The sequence below is a fragment of the Saccharothrix texasensis genome (assembly GCF_003752005.1).
GTDB classification, from domain to species: Bacteria; Actinomycetota; Actinomycetes; order Mycobacteriales; family Pseudonocardiaceae; genus Actinosynnema; species Actinosynnema texasense.
Map to the genome: position 1 here is coordinate 3,402,328 of NZ_RJKM01000001.1, position 19,755 is coordinate 3,422,082.

The following is a 19,755-nucleotide window of genomic DNA, read 5'->3' on the forward strand; positions in this document are numbered from 1 at the left end:
GGTTATCCGGCGAGTGAACGCTATGCTAGAGCCCGCAGTACGTGAGAACGGCCTGTTTTCCCAGCTCTAGCTGCGCTTCCGCGACGGCTGCACGCGCGGCGGCTCGCCGGGCATCTTCGGGTAGTCCGGGGGGTACGGCATGTCGCCCCGGTCGTCGGCCGCGTACCACTCCAGCAGGCGCTCGATGCCGAACGCCTCGTCGTCCAGGGACGCGTGCGGGTCGCCGTGCTCCTCAAGGTACTTCGGCACGGTCAGCACGTCGAAGTCGTCGGGGTCCACAGTGGACAGGTGGTCCCACGTGACGGGGGTCGACACGGTGGCGCGGGGCGTGCCGCGGACCGACCAGGCGGAGGCGATGGTGCGGTCGCGGGCGGCTTGGTTGAAGTCGAGGAAGACCTTCTCGCCGCGCTCTTCCTTCCACCAGGACGTGGTCGCCTGGTCGGGCATGCGCCGTTCCACCTCGCGCGCCAACGCGATCACGGCGTGCCGCACGTCCACGAAGTCCCACTCGGGCCGGATGCGCACGGCCACGTGGACGCCGCGGCCGCCGGACGTCTTCGGGTAGCCGGTGAGGCCGAGTTCGCCCAGCACCTCCCGCAGCACCATCGCGACCGCCACCGCGTCCCGGAAGTCGGTGCCGGGCTGGGGGTCGAGGTCGACGCGCAGCTCGTCGGGCCGATCGGTGTCCGACCGCCGCACGGGCCACGGGTGGAAGTCGAACGTGCCGAGGTTCGCCGCCCACGCCAGCACGGCCGGCTCGGTCGGGCACACCTCGTCCGCGGGCCGCCCGGAGGGGAACTTGATGCGCGCCGTCTCGACCCACTCGGGCGCGCCCTTGGGCAACCGCTTCTGGTAGAACGCCTCCCCGGTCACCCCGTCGACGTACCGCTTCAACGTCGTCGGCCGGTCGCGCAGCACCCGCAGCAACGGTTCCGCGACGGCCAGGTAGTACTCGACCACCTGGAGCTTGGTGATCCCACGCTCGGGGAAGTAGACCTTGCCCGGGTTGGACACCCGCACCACACGCTCGCCCACGTTCAGTTCCACAGCCTGGGTCGCCACGCGGGCGAGCCTAACAACGCGCCACGAACCCCGCGCGAAGATCGACCGGCACCGGCCTCACGGGATCGAGAGGACGCACGGGTGGGGCGGTGCAGCTCACGGTGAGCCGGGCGCGGGGTCGACCGGGAGGACGCGCGAGATCAGCCAGGTGCTCGCAGGCCCAGCCTGGCGGTCGCAGGGTCTGCCGGGCGGTCGCTCTAACCGGGCGGGGACGGACACAACCGGGACGGCACGGACCAAACAGGCACTCGCCGAGAGAAATGGGATGGTGCGATTACAACCCCAAAGGCGCGGAAGGAGCCGGGGCGCTCGTGGGATCGACAGGGCAGGCGCGCGGGCGCAAGCGGGCCAAGGTTCGAGCCCAGTCGGGCGCTCACAGATCCAACCGGGCGGAGGCGGGGGCAACCGGGACGGCACGGATCAGACGGGCGGTCGCCGAGGGAATCGGGATGGTGCGAACACAACCGCACTGAAGCGGGGCGGGCCGGGTGCTCGCAGGGCCGGCGGGGTAGGTGCGAGGGCTCGGCCAGGCCGGCGCGCGCGGTCAGCCGGGTGCTCGCGCCGCCAAGCCGGTGACGAACGCCTCCAGCGCCAGTTCGAAGCTGTCGTGGTCCAGTTCGCGGGCCACGGCGGGCAGGAGGTGGGCCTTGTCCAGGTTCGGGTACCGGTCGCGGTAGAAGGTCTGGTCGTCCGAGAAGCCGCTGGAGAACGAGCTCAGCGCCGCGCCGAACACCAGGTACATCAACGACGCGGCGATCATCGTCGCCTCGCGCCGTGACCAGCCCGCGGCGACGAGCCCGCCGTGCACCACGTCCAGCCGGCGCAGCGACGCCTCGCGGTGAGCCGGCCCGTACGCCAGGAACGGCACGATGTTGGGGTGCGCGGCCAGTGCCGCCCGGTAGGAACGGGCGCAGCTGCGCAGGCCGTGCCGCCAGTCGCCGCCCTCGAACCCGGAGACGTCGACCCGTTCGAGGATGCCGGCGGCCACCTCGTGCAGCAGGTCGTCCTTCGTGCTGACGTGCCCGTACAGCGACGCGGCCTGAACGCCCAGCTCAGCGGCCAGTTTGCGCATCGACAGGCCGTCGAGCCCGTCCCGGTCGATGATGTGCAGCGCGGCGGTCCGGATGCGCGAGGCACTCAGGATCGGGCTCCTCGGCATGTCCGCTCCCCTTGCCTGTGGTGGGTTCCGCGCCTAGGTTAGATAACCTAACACCGTTCGGTTAGGAGGTCACCCCGGTGGATCTGCGCATCTCCGACGAACACCGGCAGCTCAAGGACCTGGCGCACCGGTTCACCGAGGAGCGGATCGTCCCGCACGCCACGCGCTGGGACCGGGACGAGGCCATCGACCGCGACCTGGTGCCCGCCCTGGGCGACGTCGGCTTCCTCGGTCTCGGCATCGACGAAGCGTACGGCGGCTCGGGCGGCGACCACCTGGCGTACTGCCTGGTGCTCGAGGAGGTCGCCCGCGGCGACTCGGCGGTGCGCGGCATCATCTCCGTCTCCCTCGGCCTGGTCGGCAAGACCCTCGCCAAGCACGGCACGGAGGCGCAGAAGCAGCGCTGGCTGCCGGGCCTGTGCTCGGGCCGCCAACTGGGCTGCTTCGGCCTGACCGAGCCCGGCACCGGCTCCGACGCCGCGTCGCTGGCCACCAAGGCCGTCCGCGACGGCGACGACTGGGTGATCACCGGGCGCAAGGTGTTCATCACCAACGGGACGTGGGCCGACGTGGCCCTCATCTTCGCCCGGACGGGTGGTCCCGGGCCCAAGGGGATCACCGCGTTCCTGGTGCCGACCGACTCCCCCGGCTTCACCGCCACCGAGATCCGCGGCAAGCTCGGCATGCGCGGCCAGGCCACCGCCGAGCTGACCCTCGACCAGGTCAGGGTGGGTGACGCCGACCGGCTCGGCGACGAGGGCGGTGGCTTCAAGCTGGCCATGGCCGCCCTCGACCGGGGCCGCATGTCCGTCGCCGCCGGGTGCGTGGGCGCCGCACGGGGCGCGCTGGAGGTCAGCGTGCGGTACGCCAAGGAGCGCGAGCAGTTCGGCAAGCCCATCGCCGGTTTCCAGCTCGTGCAGGAGCTCCTGGCCGACATGGCCGTGGAGACCGAGGCCGCCCGCCTGCTCACGTGGCGGTGCGCGGACCTCGCCGACCGGGGCGAGCCGTTCGGCACGGAGGCGTCCATGGCGAAGCTGTACGCCAGCGAAGCGGCCGTGCGGGTGGCGAACAACGCCATCCAGGTCTTCGGCGGGTACGGCTACGTCGACGAGTACCCGGTCGGCAAGTACCTGCGGGACACCCGCGTCACGACCCTCTACGAGGGCACCAGCCAGATCCAGAAGTTGCTCATCGGCCGGGCGCTGACCGGCATCAACGCGTTCGCGTAGAGGGTTAGAGGGAGGACGACATGGACTTCACGCTCGACGAGGAGCAGAAGGAGATCCGCGACTGGGTGCGGACCTTCGTGCGCAAGGAGGTGGCGCCGCTGGAGCCGGAGGTGCTGCGCCGCGAACGCCTGGGCCGGCCCGGTCTGACGCGTGACGAGCTGAAGGAGCTCCAGGACAAGGCGAAGGAGGCGGGCTTCTTCGGCGTGCTCACGCCGCAGGAGTACGGCGGCATGGGCCTGGGCGCGCTCATGACGGCGCTGCTGGAGGCCGAGCTGGGCCGGACGTTCGTGCCGTTCCGGTTCGGCGGGTACGCGGACAACATCCTGTTCCACGGCAACGAGGAGCAGAAGCAGCGCTACCTGCTGCCCACGATCTCCGGGGAGCGCGTGTCGTGCTTCGCGATCACCGAGCCCGGCGCGGGTTCCGACGCCAAGGCCATCCGCACGTCCGCCCGCAAGGAGGGCGGCGAGTGGGTGATCAACGGTGAGAAGACGTTCATCACGCAGGGCAACGAAGCCGACTTCGTGATGGTGTTCGCGGTGACGGACAAGGAGAAGGGCGCGGACGGCGGCGTCACGTGCTTCCTGGTCGACCGGGACATGGGCTGGAAGTCCGAGCCGATCCCGACCATGGGCCAGTGGGGTCCGGCCGCGCTGGTGTTCGACAACGTCCGCGTGCCCGAGGAGAACGTGCTCGGCGAGGTCGGCAGGGGCTTCCACCTGGCCATGCAGTGGATCGGCCAGGGCCGCTACCTGCTGCCCGCGCGGGCGCTCGGCTCGTGCGAGCGGCTGGTGGAGATGGCCATCGAGCAGGCCAAGACCCGGGTCACGTTCGGTCAGCCGATCGCCGAGTACCAGGCCATCCAGTGGATGCTCGCGGACTCGGCGGTGGAGATCGAGGCGCTGCGCTGGCTCGTGCTGCACGCGGCGTGGCTGGTCGACCAGGGCGCGGACTCGCGGCAGGCGCAGTCGATGGCGAAGCTGTACGGCGGCATCAAGGCGAACGAGATCGTGGACCGGGTCCTGCAGATCCACGGCGGCATGGGCTACACGCGCGAGCTGCCGATCGAGCGCTGGTACCGGGAGCTGCGGCTGCTGCGCATCTACGAGGGCACCGACGAGATCCAGCGCCGCACGATCGCCCGCAACCTGCTCAAGGGCCACGCGAAGGTGACCGGCACGCTCGGCTGACCAGGGTTCCTGGCGGGGTCGCGCGACCGGCTCCGCCAGGCACCCCGTCAGAGGTAGGGCTGACCCCACCAGGGCTCCGGGAGCGCGCACCAGGGACTCAGCGCGACCACCCGACCACGATGAGTGCATGCGATCACGATCGGCGCCCTTCGAATCCGACCTGACGCGGCAGCGCGTCACGACACCCGCGGGCACGTTCGACGCCATCACGTCCGGCCCCGCCGCCGGCCGCAAGGTGTTGCTCCTGCACGGCGGGCTGGAGTGCGGGATCGCGTGGCGGCACCAACTGCGGGCGTTGGGCGCCCACGGGTACCTGGCGGTGGCGCCGGACCTGCGCGGCTACTCGCCGGGCGTCCGGCCGCGCCACCCGGGCGCGTACGCGCTGGAGCACGCGGCGCGTGACGTGGTCGAGATCGCGGACGCGCTGGGCTGGACGAGGTTCGACCTGGTCGGGCACGACCTGGGCGGGCTCGCGGCGTGGGTCGCGGCGGCGCGGTTCCCGCTGCGGGTGCGCACGTTGACGGTCGTGTCCGCGCCGCACCCCGGCGCTCTCGCCGAGGCGTTGCGCACGGACCCGGACCAGCGTCGCCGGTGGGCGCGCCTGGACCACCTGCGCGAGCCCGGCGTCGCCGAACGCGCCCTGCTGGCGGACGACGCCGCGCGGTTGCGGGCCGGCTGGCCGCCGGTGATCCCGCCGGAGCGGGTGGCGCAGTACGTGCGGAAGCTGACCGAGCCGGGCGCGCTGACCGCGGCGCTGAACTGGCACCGCGCCAACGACCTCACCGCCGCCGACGCCGACCGCGACCGCCCGGTGTCGACGCCGACGCGGTACCTGTGGGGTGAGGACGACGCGGTGTTCTCACCCGACACGGCGCAGGACACGGCGCGGTGGGCCACCGGGCCGTACTGGTTCGAGGTGCTGCCGGGCGCGGGCCGCTTCGTGCCGGAGGAGGCGGCGGAGCGGACGACGCTGCACCTGCTCGACCACCTGGCCGGCTACTGAGCGAGGCTGGTGAGCATCTGGGCGCAGACGCGGGCCAGGTGCTTGCGCATGACGTCGGACGCGCGGGACGGGTCGGCGGCGGCGATGGCGGCCACCAGGGCGTCGTGGTCGTCCAACGACGCGTGCTGGTGCGGCGGGTCGTCGCGCAGGCCGCTGCGCAGCAGCACCACCCGCTGCTGCACCAGCCGCACCTGCTCGGCGATCCGGGGGCTGCGCGCCGCGTGCAGCAACGCCTGGTGGAACGCCAGGTCCAGCCGGTACGGGAAGCGCTCGCCCGCCGAGTACGCCCGGCGCGACTCCTCGCACACCGCGCGCAGCCGCACCACGTCCGCCTCGGTCCGCCGGGACGCCGCCAGCTCGACCGCCGCGCACTCCAGCGCCGTCCGCAGCTCGAACAGCGCCTGCACGTCCGCTTCGTCGGCGACCGGCACGGAAGCGCCCCGGTGCGGCGCCAGCACCAGCAGCCCTTCGGACGCCAGGTGCCGGATCGCCTCGCGCAGCGGCCCCCGGGAGATGCCCAGCCGCTGGGCCAGCTCGACCTCGTTCACCCGCGTGCCGGGCGGGATGTCGCCGGTCAGCACCAGCTCGCGGAGCACGTCCACGGCCTGACCGGCCAAGCTCAAGTGCAGGGGAGGTGTCACGAACGTCTCCTAGCGCGAGATGTCACCCGCGATGTTAACTGTCGACAGTTGGCAGCGTGCCGGCGCACCACACGCGTCACCGCGCGCAGGGGCACGGCCGCACACGGGCGCGCACGGCCGCGAAGGGTTGGGAGGACGCATGACGCACGAACTGGTCGCCGAGGTCTGGCGTGGCGAGTTCATCGAGTCCGTGCACCACGGTTCCGTCATCGCCCTCGACCGCGCGGGTCGGGAAGCGCTGTCCCTCGGCCGCCCGCACGACACCACCTACCCTCGCTCGTCCAACAAGCCGGTGCAGGCGCTGGCCATGCTCCGCCACGGCCTCGACCTGGAGGGCGAGCTGCTGGCCCTGGCCTGCGCGAGCCACTCCGGCGAGGACTTCCACGTCGACGGCGTGCACCGCGTCCTGCGCGCGCACGGCCTGACCGAGGCCGACCTCCAGTGCACACCGGACGTCCCGATCGGCGAGGACGCCCTCAGGTCGCACCTGGCGGCGGGCCGCGCCAAGGCGCCGCAGTACATGAACTGCTCGGGCAAGCACGCCGCCATGCTGGCCACCTGCGTGGTCAACGGGTGGTCGACCCACGACTACCTCGACCCCGGCCACCCCCTCCAGCGGGCCATCCGCGACACCCTGGAGGAACTGGCCGGCGAGCGCGTCGGCGCGGAAGGCGTCGACGGCTGCGGCGCGCCGCTGCTCGGCATCAGCCTCACCGGCCTGGCCAGGGCGTTCGGCGCGCTGGCCGGTGCGCCGGACGGTCCGGAGCAGCGGATCGCGCGGGCGATGAACGCCCACCCCGAGTGGGTCGGCGGCACGAACCGCGACGTCACGAAGCTCATGCGGGCGATCCCGGGCGCGGTGGCCAAGGACGGCGCGGAGGGCGTCTACGCGATCGGCCTGCCGACCGGCGAGGCCGTGGCGTGCAAGATCGCGGACGGGTCCAGCCGCGCCAGGGCGGTGGTCCTGGTGGCCGCGTTGCGCAAGCTGGGAGTGGACGCGCCGGACGAGCTGGCGACGTTCCCGGTGCTCGGTCACGGCCGCCCGGTCGGCGCCGTCCGACCGTCGCCCGCCCTGGCGAGTTGAGCCGCCCAGCGGCTTGAAGCGCCGGCTACGCTGGGTGCCATGGCCAGCGCCAGAGCCGCCGACGCACCCGACGAGCGCCCGCAGGGCGCGATCGACGACGAGCTGATCGGCCTCGACCCCGACGACCCCGAGACCAGGGCGTTCGCCGAGCACCTCGGTCGGATGCAGCAGCAGCCACCCAGCTTCACCATCGAGGGCACGGTCGCGGGCGTCGCGAACTTCGCGGACTCGGCGAACCGGGCGGGCGGCCTGCGCAGGCTCACCGCGGTCGTCGTGGTGGGCCTCATCCTGCTGGGGGTGCTGATCAGCGTCTGGTACTACCTGGGGACCCTCGTCTGGGTGTTCTTCTACTGACCCGCGCCGGCGGCTCGGCCGTCGGGGACTCGTCTAACGTGGAGGTATGGAACCTGTCGTCGGCGCCACCCCGAAGGTGGTCCACTCCGAGCTGGAGTGGCGGGAGATCCTGACCCCCAAGGAGTACGCGGTGCTGCGCGACGCGGGCACCGAGCCCGCCTGGGTCGGCGAGTACACGGACACCAAGACCGAGGGCCTCTACGAGTGCCGCGCGTGCGGCGCCGAGCTGTTCCGCAGCGACACCAAGTTCGACTCGCACTGCGGCTGGCCGTCGTTCTTCTCGCCGCTGGCCGGTGACTCGGTGATCCTGCGCGAGGACCGCGCGCACGGCATGGTCCGCACGGAGGTGTTGTGCGCGACCTGCCACAGCCACCTCGGGCACGTGTTCGAGGGTGAGGGCTACGCCACGCCAACGGATCAGCGCTACTGCATCAACTCGGTGAGTTTGCGTCTGGTCGAAACCACCGGTGATCGAGCAGACTGAAGGCGCTACTCCGAATGATGACTGATCCACTCCAGGAGGAATCATGCGCATCTTCAAGGGCACTGACGGCGAAGGCTCCGGCGGCGTGGACGGCGCGTCGTCCTCCTGACCGACCACCGTCGGACGGCCAACCCTAAGGCTTGCTAAAGCCCTCTTGCCGGAGTGTGGCCTGGCGCACACGATTCCCCCTAGCTGGTGGGCGTGGACCCACCGAGGGCCACAGGGGGTGGACCGTGGAGCGACCGTGGGGGCTTTCAGGCCCGGAATTCCTTGAGCTGTACTGGATCGCGCTGGCCGCGTCGTTGGCCTTCGCGATCGTCGTCCGAGTGCGCCTGCGGGGGACGCGGGGAGACGCCCCCGCGGGCGCGCCCGGCTTGGTGGACATCGCCTACCTGACCGGCGGACCGCGGCGGGTCGTGGAGACGTCGGTCGCCTCGCTCATCGACTCGGGCGCCCTGGTGCCAGCGCGCAGCGGGTCCGTGCGCGTCGTCGGCGAGCCCGTCGCCGACCACCCGGTCGACCGGGCCGTGCTCGCCGACGCGAAGCGCTACCGCTACCGGACGTTGACGCTGCTGATCACGTCGTTGGCGGAGCAGGACGAGCCCCGCGAGGTCGGCCGGCGGCTGGCCGACCAGGGCTACCTGGTCGCGCCGGACGTGGTGAAGCGGTGGTTGCGGGCGGGTGTCACGCCGATGGCGCTGTTGTTCGTCGTCGGTGTGGTGCGCTGGATCAACGGACAGGTGATCAACGCGCCCGTGTGGTTCCTGACGTTGCAGCTCGTGCTGACGGGCGTGCTCATCTGGGGGCTGCTGCAGGCGGCCCCGGTGACGCGCACCGCGAAAGGCCGGGCCGAGGTGGCGAACGCCCGCGCGCGCGGGATCTCCGGGGTGTGGCGCACGACCGGCTCGGCGAACGCCGCCGAGGTGGTCGCCCTCAACGGTTTCGACGGCCACCCGAACATCACGTTGCGCGTGGCGGCACGTCCGCGTCCCCGCCCCCGGGTGGCGTCCGGCGGCGCTTACGCGGCCGGCTCGTACACCGCGTCGAGCAGCGGGTGCGGCAGCGGCGGCGGGAGCAGCTGTTCCAGCGGCGGTGGCAGCAGCTGCGGCGGGGGCGGCTGCGGTGGCGGCGGCGGGGGCTGACGGGGTGCTTACGCTTCCGTGACGACGGCCGGGTGCGGCCCGACGGCTCCTAGGGTGGCGGCCATGACGTTCCTGTGGTGGTACGGCCCGGCGCTCGTCGTCGCGGTGGTGGTGGGCCTGCGGGTGAAGCGGGTCGCCGGCGCCGTGCCCGACCGGCCGCTGTCGTTCGAGGAGATCGGTTACCTCGGTGGCGGCCCGGTGCGGGCGGTCGAGGTGGCGTTGGCCGGGTTGGTGGCCGAGAACCGGGCGCGGGTGTCCGGTCCGGTGGCCGCGGCGGTGCCCGGCGAGGAGCAGCCGGCCACCGCGTTGCAGGCGGTCGTGCTCGCCCGGCTCGCCCGGCCGCGTGACCTGGACGAGCTCGTGGTCGGCGCGGCCACCAGCGGTCCCGCCCGGCAGCTCGGGCAACGCCTGGTCGCGGGAGGTCTGCTGGTCTCGCCGCGGCGGCGGTTGGCGCGGGCGGTGCTGGCGGTCGTGCCGGTGGCGGCGCTCGTGGTGGTCGCCGTCCTCGCGGGTCCGGGCGGGTGGGTGACGGTCACCGCGCTGTCGGTCGCCGGCGTGCTCGGGGTCCTGCTGCTGCTGGGTCCGCCGCCCGTCCTCACGCGGAGGGGCGCGCGAGCGTACGAGGAGGCCACGGCGGGCCTCGCCCCGGTCGACCCGGCCGAGGTGACCGCCCGTTACGGCCTGGTCCGGTCCGCGCGCGCCGCCGAGCCGCCCGTGCCGCGCGAGGGGGCGGCGCGGGCGGACACGGCGGTGTTCGACGGTGAACGGGCGGAACCGATCGCACCTGCGGAAACGTCTCAGGCACCACTCCCCCGGCGCAGGCGCGCCGTGGTGGTCGAACCGCAACGCTGGCAGCGGCGCAACGGGTGGCTGGTGGCAGGCGGGTGGTTCGCGGGTGGGTGGTTGGCCGCGCAGTGGTTGGAGGGCGATGACGGTGGCGACTCAGTGGACGCCGACTTCGGCGGGTTCGGCGGGTTCGACGCCTGAGCCGGGGTGGGAGGAGCAGGGCTTCCTGGTCGGCGGACCGGGCCGGGCGGCCGAGGTCGCGGTGGTGTCCCTGGTCGAGGCGGGCGCCGTGCGGATCTCGCGCGCGGGCCTGGTCAGCGCGGTGGGCCGGCCCGGTCACGGCGGGAGCCCGGTGCAGGCGCGCGTGCTGCGCTCGCTGCCCGGCTCGCTGGGCGACGTGATCGCCGCGACGGCCAAGAGCGCCGAGGCGCAGTCGCTGCGGCCGCACCTGGTCGATCGGGGTCTGGTCACGCCGCCCGTGCGGCGGCAGGTGGCACGGCGGACGCGCCAGCTGCTGATCGCGGCGGCGGTCGGGGCCGTGATCGCGACGATCGTGCTGGAGCTGCCGTTCCCGGTGGCCCTCGGCGCGGTGTTCGGCGGGGTGGTGCTGACGCTCGTGCTGGGCCGGGTCGGCCGGCCGTTGACCCCCGCCGGCCGGCGCGCGGTGCAGCGGCTCAAGGCGGTCGCCGTGTCGCCGAACCGGGTCGCGCTGGTCGCGTGCTACGGGCTGTTGGGCAAGGTCGAGCGCCACCACGTGTGGGAGGTGCTCGGCATGTCGCCGGCCGCGGCGGCCACGCTTCGGCGACGGTCGCGCGGGAGCGCTTCCGACGGCGGCGGTGGCGCGTCGTGCGGCGGAGGGTGCGGCAGCTGCTCCAGCAGCAGCTGTGGTAGCGGTAGCAGCAGCGGTTCCGACAGCGGCGGCTCGTCGTGCGGCGGTGGCGGCTGCGGTGGCGGTGGCGGCGGCGACTGACGCCGGCCGGGGACGACGACGAAAAGGCAGGTGGCCCGTGGAGAAGCTGGGTGTCGGCATCGGCTGGCGGCCGGAGATCGACCTCACCGTCGAACGCCTGCCCGGCGTCGACTTCGTGGAGGTCGTCGCGGAGAACCTGCACGTCGGGCACCTGCCCGAGTCCGTCCTCCTGCTGCGGGAACGGGGCGTCCCCGTGCTGCCGCACGCGGTCTCGCTCTCGCTCGGTGGCGCGGAACCCGTGGACCCGCGACGGGTCGCGCACCTGGGCGCCCTGGCCGAGGCGCTGGACGCGCCGCTGGTCAGCGACCACGTGTGCTTCGTGCGCGCGGGCGGCCTCGACTCCGGTCACCTCATGCCGCTGCCCCGCACCCGCGACGCGCTCGACGTGCTCGTCGCCAACGTCAGGGCCGCCCAGCAGGACCTGCCCGTCCCCCTCGCCCTGGAGAACGTCGCCGCGCTCCTCGACTGGCCGGACGGCGAGCTGACCGAGGGCCAGTTCCTGGCCGAGCTGGTCGACCGCACCGACTGCCACCTCCTGGTCGACGTCGCCAACCTCTACGCCAACGCCCGCAACCTGGGCACCGACGTCGCCCGCTTCCTCGACGAGATCCCGCTGGAGCGCCTCGCTTACGTGCACGTCGCGGGCGGCGAGGAGCACCAGGGCGTCTACCACGACACGCACGCCCACGCCGTGCTCCCGGAGGTGCTGGACGTCCTCGCCCAGCTGCGCGCCCGCGTCGACCCGCCGGGCGTGCTGCTCGAACGCGACGACGACTACCCCGCCGACGCCGAGCTGGCCGACGAGCTGGCCGCGATCCGGGCGGTGCTGGGGTGACCCAGCCCCAGCGCGACCGGCTGGCCGCGGCGCAGGCCGAGCTGCTGCGGGCGCTGCTGGCCGACGGCGCCGTGCCCGAGGGGTTCGACGCGGAGCGGGTGCGCATCGAGAAACGCGCGCTGCTCGGCAAACGGCGCGGCATCGTGGCGATGCTCCAGCCCGAGGTGGCGGCCGAGCTGGGCGACCGGTTCCGCCCCCTGTTCGACGCCTACGCGGGCAGTCACCCCAAAGAGGTCGGCACGCGCTTCCGCGAGGACGCCGCCCGCTTCGCCGAGTGGGCGGTCGCGCGGGGCGAGCTGGCGCCGCCGAAGAGAAGACGGTGGTGGCGGCGCGCAACCTGATCGCCGACCCGTTCCGTCCCAGCGGCATGTGGCGAAGGACTTGGCCCTTGGGCGTGCTGTTGCTGGCCACCGCGTGCGGTGCGATCGACGCGGGCGGGACGGCGTGCACCGCGATCGGCACGCGCACCGGCGTTTCGGTGGACGTCGAGCACCCCGGCGTGGTGTCCGGGACGATCGAGGTTTGCTGGGACGACTTCTGTGCAACCCCCGGGCTGGAGCTGTACCCGTCGAGCCGGGTCGTCGGGACGACCTGCACCGGCGCCTCGCCGGATGACTCGTGCAGCGCGCGCTCCGAGCCGACGGAAGGGAAGCACGGGTTCGCCGATCTGCCGCAGCTGCCCGTCAAGCCGGTCACGGCGACCCTGAAGCTGCTGGACCAATCCGGTTCTGCCCTGGTGGACCGGAATATCGCGCTGACCCCCGAAATGGTCTACCCCAACGGTCCGGACTGCCCAGCTGGGGGGCCACAGGCAGGTATCTCAGTTGGTGCCGACGGCTCTATCACTGAACGGTAGGTAACCGTTTGCTCGGCTGAATTGGTCAAGAACATGCCGACCAATCAGCGGCTGTCGACCCCCTCGTGACCCTCTAGCGTCGATGACGTCAAGGGCGACGTCGCTCTCGGTACATCCGCCGCCACCGCGGGTAGCCAGCCCTTCCGGCCGCGCACCCGCCATCGCGGCACTCACCGGGAGGTTCGACACAGTTGAAGAGCACACGCATGCGTGGCCTGGTGTGGGGAGCCGCGCTCGTCGCGGCCGGCCTCACGGCGAGCGGTCCGGGGGTCTCGGGCGCGGAGGACGCCCGGCCCACGACCGGCGAGCACCACGAAGTCACCCTGATCACCGGCGACAAGGTCGTGCTCCTCGACGACCAGGTCAGCGCGCTGGTCGCCGCGCCGGGACGGGAACGCGCGGTGTTCCACAGCTACCGGCGCGACGGTCACCTGCACGTCGTGCCGCGCGACGCGGCGAAAGCCGTCTCGCAGGGCAAGCTGGACCCGCGGCTGTTCGACGTCACGGGGCTGGTCGAGGCCGGCTACGACGACCGCGGCCGTGACACGGTGCCGCTGATCGTCACCGGCGAGCAGGAGCCGGCCACCGCCGGTCTGCGCGTCGGCCACCCGCTGCCCGCGGTCGGCTCGTACGCCGCGCAGGTGGTCAAGTCGGAGGCCGGGGACACCTGGCGCACGCTCGTGTCGAGGGCGAGCGTGCGCAAGGTGTGGTTGGACGGGGTGCGCCGACCGAGCCTGGACCGCTCCACCGCGCAGATCGGCGCGCCGACCGCGTGGCGGGCGGGGCACACCGGCAAGGGCGTGAAGGTGGCCGTGCTGGACACCGGCGTCGACCAGGACCACCCGGACCTCGCGGGTCACGAGGTCGCGGAGCGCAACTTCACCGAGGACCCGGACAACACCGACGGCGTCGGCCACGGCACGCACGTCGCCGCGACGATCGCGAGCTCGGGCGCGAAGTACAAGGGCGTCGCGCCGGACGCGGACCTGCTGGACGGCAAGGTGTGCGTGCTCTCCGGCTGTCAGGAGTCGGCGATCGTGGCGGGCATGCAGTGGGCCGCCGAGCAGGGCGCGGACATCGTGAACCTCAGCATCGGCGGCGGCGACACGGCCGAGCTGGACCCGTTGGAAGAGGCCGTGAACACGCTGTCCGCGCGGACCGGCGTGCTGTTCGTGATCGCGGCGGGCAACAACTCCCGCCCCGAGACGATCAGCTCGCCCGGCAGCGCCGACGCCGCGCTGACGGTGGGCGCGGTGGACCGGCAGGACGGCATCGCGGCGTTCTCCAGCCGCGGGCCGCGCGTCGGCGACGGCGCGGTCAAGCCCGACATCACCGCGCCGGGCGTGGACGTCGTGGCCGCGAAGTCGAGCAGCGGCACGGTCGGCACACCGGCCGGCGACGGGTACGTGTCCATGTCGGGCACGTCCATGGCGACGCCGCACGTGGCGGGCGCGGCGGCGGTGCTCGCCCAGCAGCACCCGGACTGGACGGGCGCGCAGATCAAGGCGGCGCTGGTGGCGTCGGCGAAGAACAACCCGGCGCTCACCGCGTTCGACCAGGGCGCGGGCCGCGTCGACCTGGCCAAGGCCATCACCACCTCGGTCACCGCCGAGCCCTCGAGCCTGGCCCTGGGCCTGCAGGAGTGGCCGCACACCGACGACACCCCGATCACCAAGACCGTGACCTACCGCAACGAAGGCGCCGCGCCGCTCACGTTGTCGCTGGCCACCCAGGTGACGGGCCCCGACGGCGACACCGCGCCCGCGGGCCTGGTCGGCGTGTCGCCGGCGAAGGTGACCGTGCCGGCGGGCGGTGCGGCGACGGCCTCGGTCACCGCCGACACCCGGCTCGGCTCGCAGGACGGCCTGTACGTGGGTTCGGTGGTGGCGACCGGCGGTCCGACACCGCTGCGCACCGCGCTCAGCGTGAACCGCGAGGTGGAGAGCTACGACGTCCGGTTCGACTTCGTGGACGGCTCGGGCGCCGCGGCGTCCGACTACTACACGTCGGTCATCGGGCTGAGCAACGGCACGTTCGCCTTCCCCTACGACGCGGACGGCTCGTTCACGCTGCGCCTGCCGAGGGGCGAGTACTTCACCAACTCCGACGTGCAGACCGACGACACGCGCCTGGCGCTGCTGCCCCGGCCGGGGCTGAGCGTCGTCGCCGACACCACGGTCACGCTCGACGCGCGCACCGCCGAACCGGTGAAGATCACCCCGCCGGACGCGGGCGCCGAGGAGGCGTTGGGCGACGTGACGATGGTGCGCGCCCCACGGCGACCGGCAGGCCGGCGTGAGCACCGCGTTCCTCGGCGGTTTCGGTCCGAACGTGTCCATCGCGCACGTCGGACCGGAGCTGGCGGCGGGCGACCTGACCGCGTTGCTGGGCGCGCAGTTCCGCGGCACGCCCGACGGCGACGCGCCGGTGACCTACCGGCTGGCCTGGACGCGGCAGGGCAGCATGCCGGTCGGGTTCGTCAAGGACGTCGCCGCGAGCGAGCTGGCCGAGGTGCGGACGACGTTCGGTCCCGGGCCGGCGGGCCGCACGTTCGGCCACGGCGGCAACCCGATCACCGCGGGCGGCGTCGGCGGCTGGTCGTGGCTGCCGTCCGTGGCCTCGCCCGGCGAGGCGGTCGACCGGGTCACCGCGGACCTCGCGTGGTCGTGGGGCTTCCTCCAGTTCGGCGCGGACGGCGCGGTCGAGGCGACGCTCACCTCGCCGGAGCGCACCTACCAGCGGGGCGCCGCGCACGACGAGCGGTTCAACGACCCGGTGTTCTCCCCCGCGCTGCCCGAGTCGCGGTCGCCGTACCTGGCGCGCAGCGGCGACGAGATCAGCTTCGCGGTGCCGCTGTTCACCGACCGGGCGGGCAACGGCGGCAACGCGGCGGTGTCGTCGGCCCGGACCACGCTGCTGCGCGACGGCACGAAGGTCGGCGAGACGCCGTACGCGGCCAACGGGCTGTTCGAGGTGCCGTCGGGCGCGGCGGTCTACCGGGTGGAGACCGACGCGGTGCGGACGGCCGGCACCTCGGAGTTCGCCACGAAGGTGAGCGCCGCGTGGACGTTCCGCTCGGACACGGCGGCCGACGACCGGTACGTGCCGCTGCCGCTGTCGGTGGTGCGGTTCACGCCCGAGCTGGACGCGGGCGGCGCGACGCCGAAGGGCCGGTCCCTGCGCGTGCCGCTGACCGTGCAGCAGCAGGAGGGCGCGGCCAACGGCCGGGTCGACCGGATCGACGTCGAGGTGTCCTTCGACGACGGCGCGACCTGGACCGCGGCCCCGGTGTCGGGCGGTGTCGCCACCATCGCGAACCCGGGCGCGGCCGGTTACGGCTCGATCCGGGTGAAGGCGACCGACAGCGACGGCAACGCCTTGGAGCACACCGTGATCCGGGCGTACAAGATCGCCTGATCGGGTCGGGAGGGGCGTTCGCGACCGGCGGGCGCCCCTCCCGGCGAGCAACGCCCGTTGGGCTGCCCGGCGGCCCCCGTGCACCGCGTTGGGCCGCTGAATCCGGTCCCCCGACTGGATAGCGTCGAAGTGCCGGGGGGTGGCGCCTGTTCGGGTTCACCGCTCTCGCCTCGCCTCCCGCAGGCGCGTTCTCGCGACGCGCTCAACCAGATTCGGGAGGTATCTGCGTTGAATCCAGGACCACGAAGGCGCGGTGTCGCTTGGGGGGCCGCGCTGTTGGCGGTCGGGCTGACCGCCGGCGCCGCGACGGCCATCGCGTCGCCCGAACCGCTACCGCCGTCGGCACAACCGGGCTCTACCGGCGGCGAGCGGCACACCGTCACCCTGGTCACCGGTGACCGGGTCGTCGTCGCCGGTGACTCGCTCCTGTCGGTCACGCCGGGCCCGGACCGCGACGGCATCACGTTCCACCGGTTCCTGCGGGCCGGCCGGCTGCACGTCGTCCCGCGCGACGCCGCCCGGCCGCTGGCCGACGGCAAGCTGGACCTGCGCCTGTTCGACGTCACCGGGCTGGTCGAGGCGGGCTACGACGACGCGCGCCGCGACACCGTGCCGCTGATCATCGCCGGCGACCAGCCGCGCACCGGCGGCGTCCAGGTCACCCGCGCGCTGCCCACCATCGGTTCGGTGGCCGCGCGCACCGCGAAGGCCGACACGGCGGCGGTGTTCCAGGGCCTGGTGAACGACCCGGGCGTGCGGAAGGTCTGGCTGGACGGCATCCGCACACCCGGCCTCGACCGCTCCGTCGCGCAGATCGGCGCGCCGACCGCGTGGCAGGCCGGGTACACCGGCAAGGGCGTGAAGGTCGCCGTGCTCGACAGCGGCGTCGACCAGACGCACCCCGACCTGGCGGGCCGCGAGGTCCTCGAGCGCAACTTCACCGAGGACCCCGACAACAGCGACCTGGTCGGCCACGGCACGCACGTCGCCGCCACGGTCGCCAGCGCCGGCGCGGAGTACCGGGGCGTCGCGCCGGACGCGCAGATCCTCGACGGCAAGGTGTGCTCCCTGAACTGCGCCGAGTCCTGGATCGTCGACGGCATGCGGTGGGCCGCCGAGCAGGGCGCGGACGTGATCAACATGAGCCTGGGCGGCCGGGACACCCCGGACGTCGACCCGCTGGAGCAGGCGGTCGAGACGCTGTCGGCGCAGACCGGCACGCTGTTCGTGGTGGCCGCGGGCAACTCCGGCGCTCCCGGCACGCTCAGCTCGCCGGCCAGCGCGGACGCGGCGCTCGCCGTCGGCGCGGTCGGGCGGGACGACGACATCGCGGACTTCTCCAGCCGCGGTCCCCGCGTCGGCGACGGGGCGCCCAGGCCGGACATCACCGCGCCCGGCGTGGACATCGTCGCGGCCAAGTCCGGCACCGGCCAGATCGGCACCCCGGTGGACGACCGGCACGTCTCCGTGTCCGGCACCTCGATGGCCACCCCGCACGTCGCGGGCGCGGCGGCGCTGGTCGCCCAACAACACCCCGACTGGACCGGCGCCCAGATCAAGGCCGCCCTCATGGCCTCGGCCAAGAACAACCCCGCGCTCACCGCGTTCGACCAGGGCACCGGCCGCGTCGACCTGACCAGGGCCATCACCACCACGGTGATGGCCGACCCGCCGTCGCTCGCGCTCGGCGTGCAGGCGTGGCCGCACGAGGACGACGTCGCGACCAGCAAGGAGTTCGCCGTCCGCAACACCGGCGCGCAGCCGGTCACGCTCGACCTCGCCATCGACGCCAAGGGCCCCGGCGGCGCACCCGTGCCGCCCGGCGTGTTCACCGTCAGCCCCGCCACGCTCACCGTGCCGGCGGGCGGCGAGGCCAAGGCCACCGTCACCGCCGACACCAAGGCGGCGACCGCGGACGGCGCGTACAGCGGCACCGTCGTCGCCACCGCCGGCGGCGCCGTCCGACTGCGCGTGCCGATCGGCGTGCACCGCGAGGTCGAGAGCTACGACGTCACGTTCGACTTCATCGACGCGGAAGGCCGGCCCGCGGTCGACTACTTCGCGTTCGTGATCGGCCTCGACGACAACACGGCCGTGTTCCCGAGCGGCTCCGGCGGCAAGGCCTCCGCCCGGCTGCCCGTCGGCGAGTACCTGGTCGTGACCGAGGTGCTGACCAACGGCACGAAGAACGCCGTGCTGCCGCAGCCGAGCCTGCGCGTCGGCCGCGACACCACCTCGGTCACCGCGGACGCGCGCAAGGCGAAACCGATCTCCATCACGTTCCCCGACCCGAAGGCGGAACCGTCGTTCGGCGACCTGCTGATCACCCGCAGCAGGGACGGCCGGCTGATCACGGCCATCGGCACGGGCGTCGCGGGCGGCTTCGGCGACACGTCGATCGGGCACCTCGGCCCCGAGCTGCCCGCCGCCGACCTGACCGTGATGCTGGGCACGCAGGCCGCCGGCACGCCGGTCGGCACGACGCCGGTGACCTACCGGCTCGCGTGGACCGAGCACGGCAAGGTGCCCACCGGGCTCGTCCGCGCGCCGACCAAGCGGGACCTGGCCGAGGTGCGGACGGACTTCGGCCCCGGTCCGGCGGGCAAGGAGCACCGCCACGCCGGCTTCCCCGTGCTGCACAACGCGCTGGGCGGGATCAACCTCGACACGCCGGTGACGTCGCCGGGCAAGGCCATCGACTACGTCGGCACGCCGTCGGGCGTCGGGTGGGCGTGGTCGCTCGCGCAGTTCGGCGAGGGCGGGATCGAGGCCCAGCTCGACTCGACGCTGCGCGCCTACCGGCCGGGGCGCACGCACCGGGAGCGGTTCAACCACCCGGTGTTCGGACCGGCCGTGCCCGTCGTCCGGTTCCCGTACCTGTCCAGGACGGGTGACGTGGTCGACTTCTCGCTGCCCCTGTTCGGCGACCGGGACGGCAACCTCGGCCGGTCGCTGACGTCGTCGGCCCGCACCGCGTTGCTGCGCGACGGGGTCGTGGTCGGCGAGACGGACCAGCCGGCCACCGGCCGGTTCACCGTGCCGCCGGGCGCGGCCGGCTTCCGCCTCGAAACGCAGGCCGTGCGCGCGCCGGGAGTCTCCGAGTTCACCTCGGCGGTCAGCGGCGCGTGGACGTTCCGCTCGGACACCGCGCCGGGTGACCAGGCCAAGCCGCTGCCGTTGACCGCGGTCCGGTTCGCCCCCGCGCTCGACGCGACCGGCGCCGCGCCCGCCGGCCGGGTGCTGCGGGTGCCGTTCGTGGTCGAGCAGCAGCAGGGCGCGGCCAACGGCCGGGTCGGCCGGGTCCGGGTCGAGGTGTCCTTCGACGACGGCGGGTCGTGGTCGTCGGCGGCCGTGGTCGGGCGCACCGCCTTCGTGCGCAACCCCGCCACCGCCGGGCACGCGTCGCTGCGCGTCAAGGGCTCGGACAGCTCGGGCAACACGTTCGAGCAGACCGTGATCCGCGCTTACAAGATCGGTTAGGCGGAAGGGGGCGCCCGCGGGCGCCCCCTTCTCCCGGCGACGAAGGGGACGCGTTCGAGCACA

General features: G+C 73.5%; 20 protein-coding genes and 1 pseudogene. 15 read left to right on the plus strand and 6 right to left on the minus strand.

Annotation, left to right across the window (positions count from 1 at the left end; all coding sequences use genetic code 11):
* Positions 1-66: 66 nt before the first annotated feature.
* Together ligD and EDD40_RS13760 are read right to left on the minus strand one after the other, a co-directional pair.
* Positions 67-1,062 (minus strand): non-homologous end-joining DNA ligase, encoded by a 996-nt coding sequence (gene ligD / locus EDD40_RS13755; protein WP_123743253.1) that lies wholly within the window; start codon positions 1,060-1,062, stop codon positions 67-69.
* Between the two features lie 544 nt (positions 1,063-1,606).
* Positions 1,607-2,221: a TetR family transcriptional regulator gene (locus EDD40_RS13760; protein ID WP_123743254.1), complete on the minus strand. Its 615-nt coding sequence runs from the start codon at positions 2,219-2,221 to the stop codon at positions 1,607-1,609.
* Positions 2,222-2,298: 77 nt separating this feature from the next.
* Between EDD40_RS13760 and EDD40_RS13765 the strand changes: the two genes are divergently transcribed.
* The 3 genes from EDD40_RS13765 to EDD40_RS13775 all read left to right on the plus strand — a co-directional run bounded on the left by EDD40_RS13765 (position 2,299) and on the right by EDD40_RS13775 (position 5,643).
* Positions 2,299-3,450: an acyl-CoA dehydrogenase family protein gene (locus EDD40_RS13765; protein ID WP_123743255.1), complete on the plus strand. Its 1,152-nt coding sequence runs from the start codon at positions 2,299-2,301 to the stop codon at positions 3,448-3,450.
* Positions 3,451-3,470: 20 nt separating this feature from the next.
* On the plus strand, positions 3,471-4,640 hold the full coding sequence (locus EDD40_RS13770) for an acyl-CoA dehydrogenase family protein (RefSeq protein ID WP_123743256.1): 1,170 nt from the start codon (positions 3,471-3,473) through the stop codon (positions 4,638-4,640).
* Between the two features lie 127 nt (positions 4,641-4,767).
* Entirely contained in the window at positions 4,768-5,643 is an 876-nt protein-coding gene (locus EDD40_RS13775) for an alpha/beta fold hydrolase (RefSeq protein WP_123743257.1), read from the plus strand.
* On the opposite strand, the gene EDD40_RS13780 is transcribed toward EDD40_RS13775, so the two are convergent.
* The gene (locus EDD40_RS13780; protein WP_123743258.1) at positions 5,637-6,284 is read right to left on the minus strand and encodes a GntR family transcriptional regulator; all 648 of its coding nucleotides are present in this window, start codon (positions 6,282-6,284) and stop codon (positions 5,637-5,639) included. The genes EDD40_RS13775 and EDD40_RS13780 overlap by 7 nt on opposite strands.
* A 139-nt stretch (positions 6,285-6,423) precedes the next feature.
* Between EDD40_RS13780 and EDD40_RS13785 the strand changes: the two genes are divergently transcribed.
* The 9 genes from EDD40_RS13785 (at position 6,424) to EDD40_RS13825 (ending at position 12,795) form a co-directional block, all read left to right on the plus strand.
* Entirely contained in the window at positions 6,424-7,368 is a 945-nt protein-coding gene (locus EDD40_RS13785) for an asparaginase (protein WP_123743259.1), read from the plus strand.
* Between the two features lie 39 nt (positions 7,369-7,407).
* On the plus strand, positions 7,408-7,722 hold the full coding sequence (locus EDD40_RS13790) for a hypothetical protein (protein WP_123743260.1): 315 nt from the start codon (positions 7,408-7,410) through the stop codon (positions 7,720-7,722).
* A gap of 46 nt (positions 7,723-7,768) precedes the next feature.
* The gene (gene msrB / locus EDD40_RS13795; RefSeq protein ID WP_123743261.1) at positions 7,769-8,206 is read left to right on the plus strand and encodes a peptide-methionine (R)-S-oxide reductase MsrB; all 438 of its coding nucleotides are present in this window, start codon (positions 7,769-7,771) and stop codon (positions 8,204-8,206) included.
* A gap of 233 nt (positions 8,207-8,439) precedes the next feature.
* Positions 8,440-9,348: a TIGR04222 domain-containing membrane protein gene (locus tag EDD40_RS13800; RefSeq protein WP_170185068.1), complete on the plus strand. Its 909-nt coding sequence runs from the start codon at positions 8,440-8,442 to the stop codon at positions 9,346-9,348.
* Between the two features lie 63 nt (positions 9,349-9,411).
* Positions 9,412-10,335 carry a TIGR04222 domain-containing membrane protein gene (locus EDD40_RS13805; RefSeq protein WP_148088795.1) on the plus strand — a complete coding sequence of 308 codons (924 nt, stop codon included), beginning with the start codon at positions 9,412-9,414 and terminating at the stop codon, positions 10,333-10,335.
* A complete protein-coding gene (locus EDD40_RS13810; protein WP_123743264.1) occupies positions 10,277-11,104 on the plus strand; it encodes a TIGR04222 domain-containing membrane protein in 828 nt (275 codons plus the stop codon). The genes EDD40_RS13805 and EDD40_RS13810 overlap by 59 nt, the downstream gene beginning before the upstream one ends.
* A 37-nt stretch (positions 11,105-11,141) precedes the next feature.
* Positions 11,142-11,939, plus strand: a complete 798-nt coding sequence (locus EDD40_RS13815) for an MbnB/TglH/ChrH family RiPP precursor modification enzyme (protein ID WP_123743265.1) — start codon at positions 11,142-11,144, stop codon at positions 11,937-11,939.
* On the plus strand, positions 11,936-12,280 hold the full coding sequence (locus tag EDD40_RS13820; protein ID WP_123743266.1) for an SCO6045 C-terminal-like domain-containing protein: 345 nt from the start codon (positions 11,936-11,938) through the stop codon (positions 12,278-12,280). The genes EDD40_RS13815 and EDD40_RS13820 overlap by 4 nt, the downstream gene beginning before the upstream one ends.
* A complete protein-coding gene (locus tag EDD40_RS13825; protein ID WP_148088796.1) occupies positions 12,262-12,795 on the plus strand; it encodes a hypothetical protein in 534 nt (177 codons plus the stop codon). The genes EDD40_RS13820 and EDD40_RS13825 overlap by 19 nt, the downstream gene beginning before the upstream one ends.
* A gap of 523 nt (positions 12,796-13,318) precedes the next feature.
* Here EDD40_RS13825 and EDD40_RS43525 read toward each other — a convergent pair.
* Entirely contained in the window at positions 13,319-13,618 is a 300-nt protein-coding gene (locus EDD40_RS43525) for a hypothetical protein (protein WP_246037651.1), read from the minus strand.
* Between EDD40_RS43525 and EDD40_RS43530 the strand changes: the two are divergent.
* Positions 13,608-14,303: pseudogene (locus tag EDD40_RS43530) on the plus strand (S8 family serine peptidase); the annotation flags it as partial. The gene EDD40_RS43525 and the pseudogene EDD40_RS43530 overlap by 11 nt on opposite strands.
* 176 nt (positions 14,304-14,479) lie before the next feature.
* Here the strand turns inward: EDD40_RS43530 and EDD40_RS43535 are convergent.
* Complete coding sequence (locus tag EDD40_RS43535) at positions 14,480-14,710, minus strand: hypothetical protein (RefSeq protein WP_246037652.1); 231 nt, start codon at positions 14,708-14,710, stop codon at positions 14,480-14,482.
* Positions 14,711-14,839: 129 nt separating this feature from the next.
* Positions 14,840-15,013 carry a hypothetical protein gene (locus EDD40_RS43540; protein ID WP_246037653.1) on the minus strand — a complete coding sequence of 58 codons (174 nt, stop codon included), beginning with the start codon at positions 15,011-15,013 and terminating at the stop codon, positions 14,840-14,842.
* A 77-nt stretch (positions 15,014-15,090) separates the two neighbouring features.
* Between EDD40_RS43540 and EDD40_RS43545 the strand changes: the two genes are divergently transcribed.
* Both EDD40_RS43545 and EDD40_RS13835 read left to right on the plus strand, forming a co-directional pair.
* Positions 15,091-16,212, plus strand: a complete 1,122-nt coding sequence (locus tag EDD40_RS43545; protein WP_246037654.1) for a hypothetical protein — start codon at positions 15,091-15,093, stop codon at positions 16,210-16,212.
* A gap of 276 nt (positions 16,213-16,488) precedes the next feature.
* Positions 16,489-19,692 carry a S8 family serine peptidase gene (locus tag EDD40_RS13835; RefSeq protein ID WP_246037655.1) on the plus strand — a complete coding sequence of 1,068 codons (3,204 nt, stop codon included), beginning with the start codon at positions 16,489-16,491 and terminating at the stop codon, positions 19,690-19,692.
* The last annotated feature ends 63 nt before the right edge of the window (positions 19,693-19,755 follow it).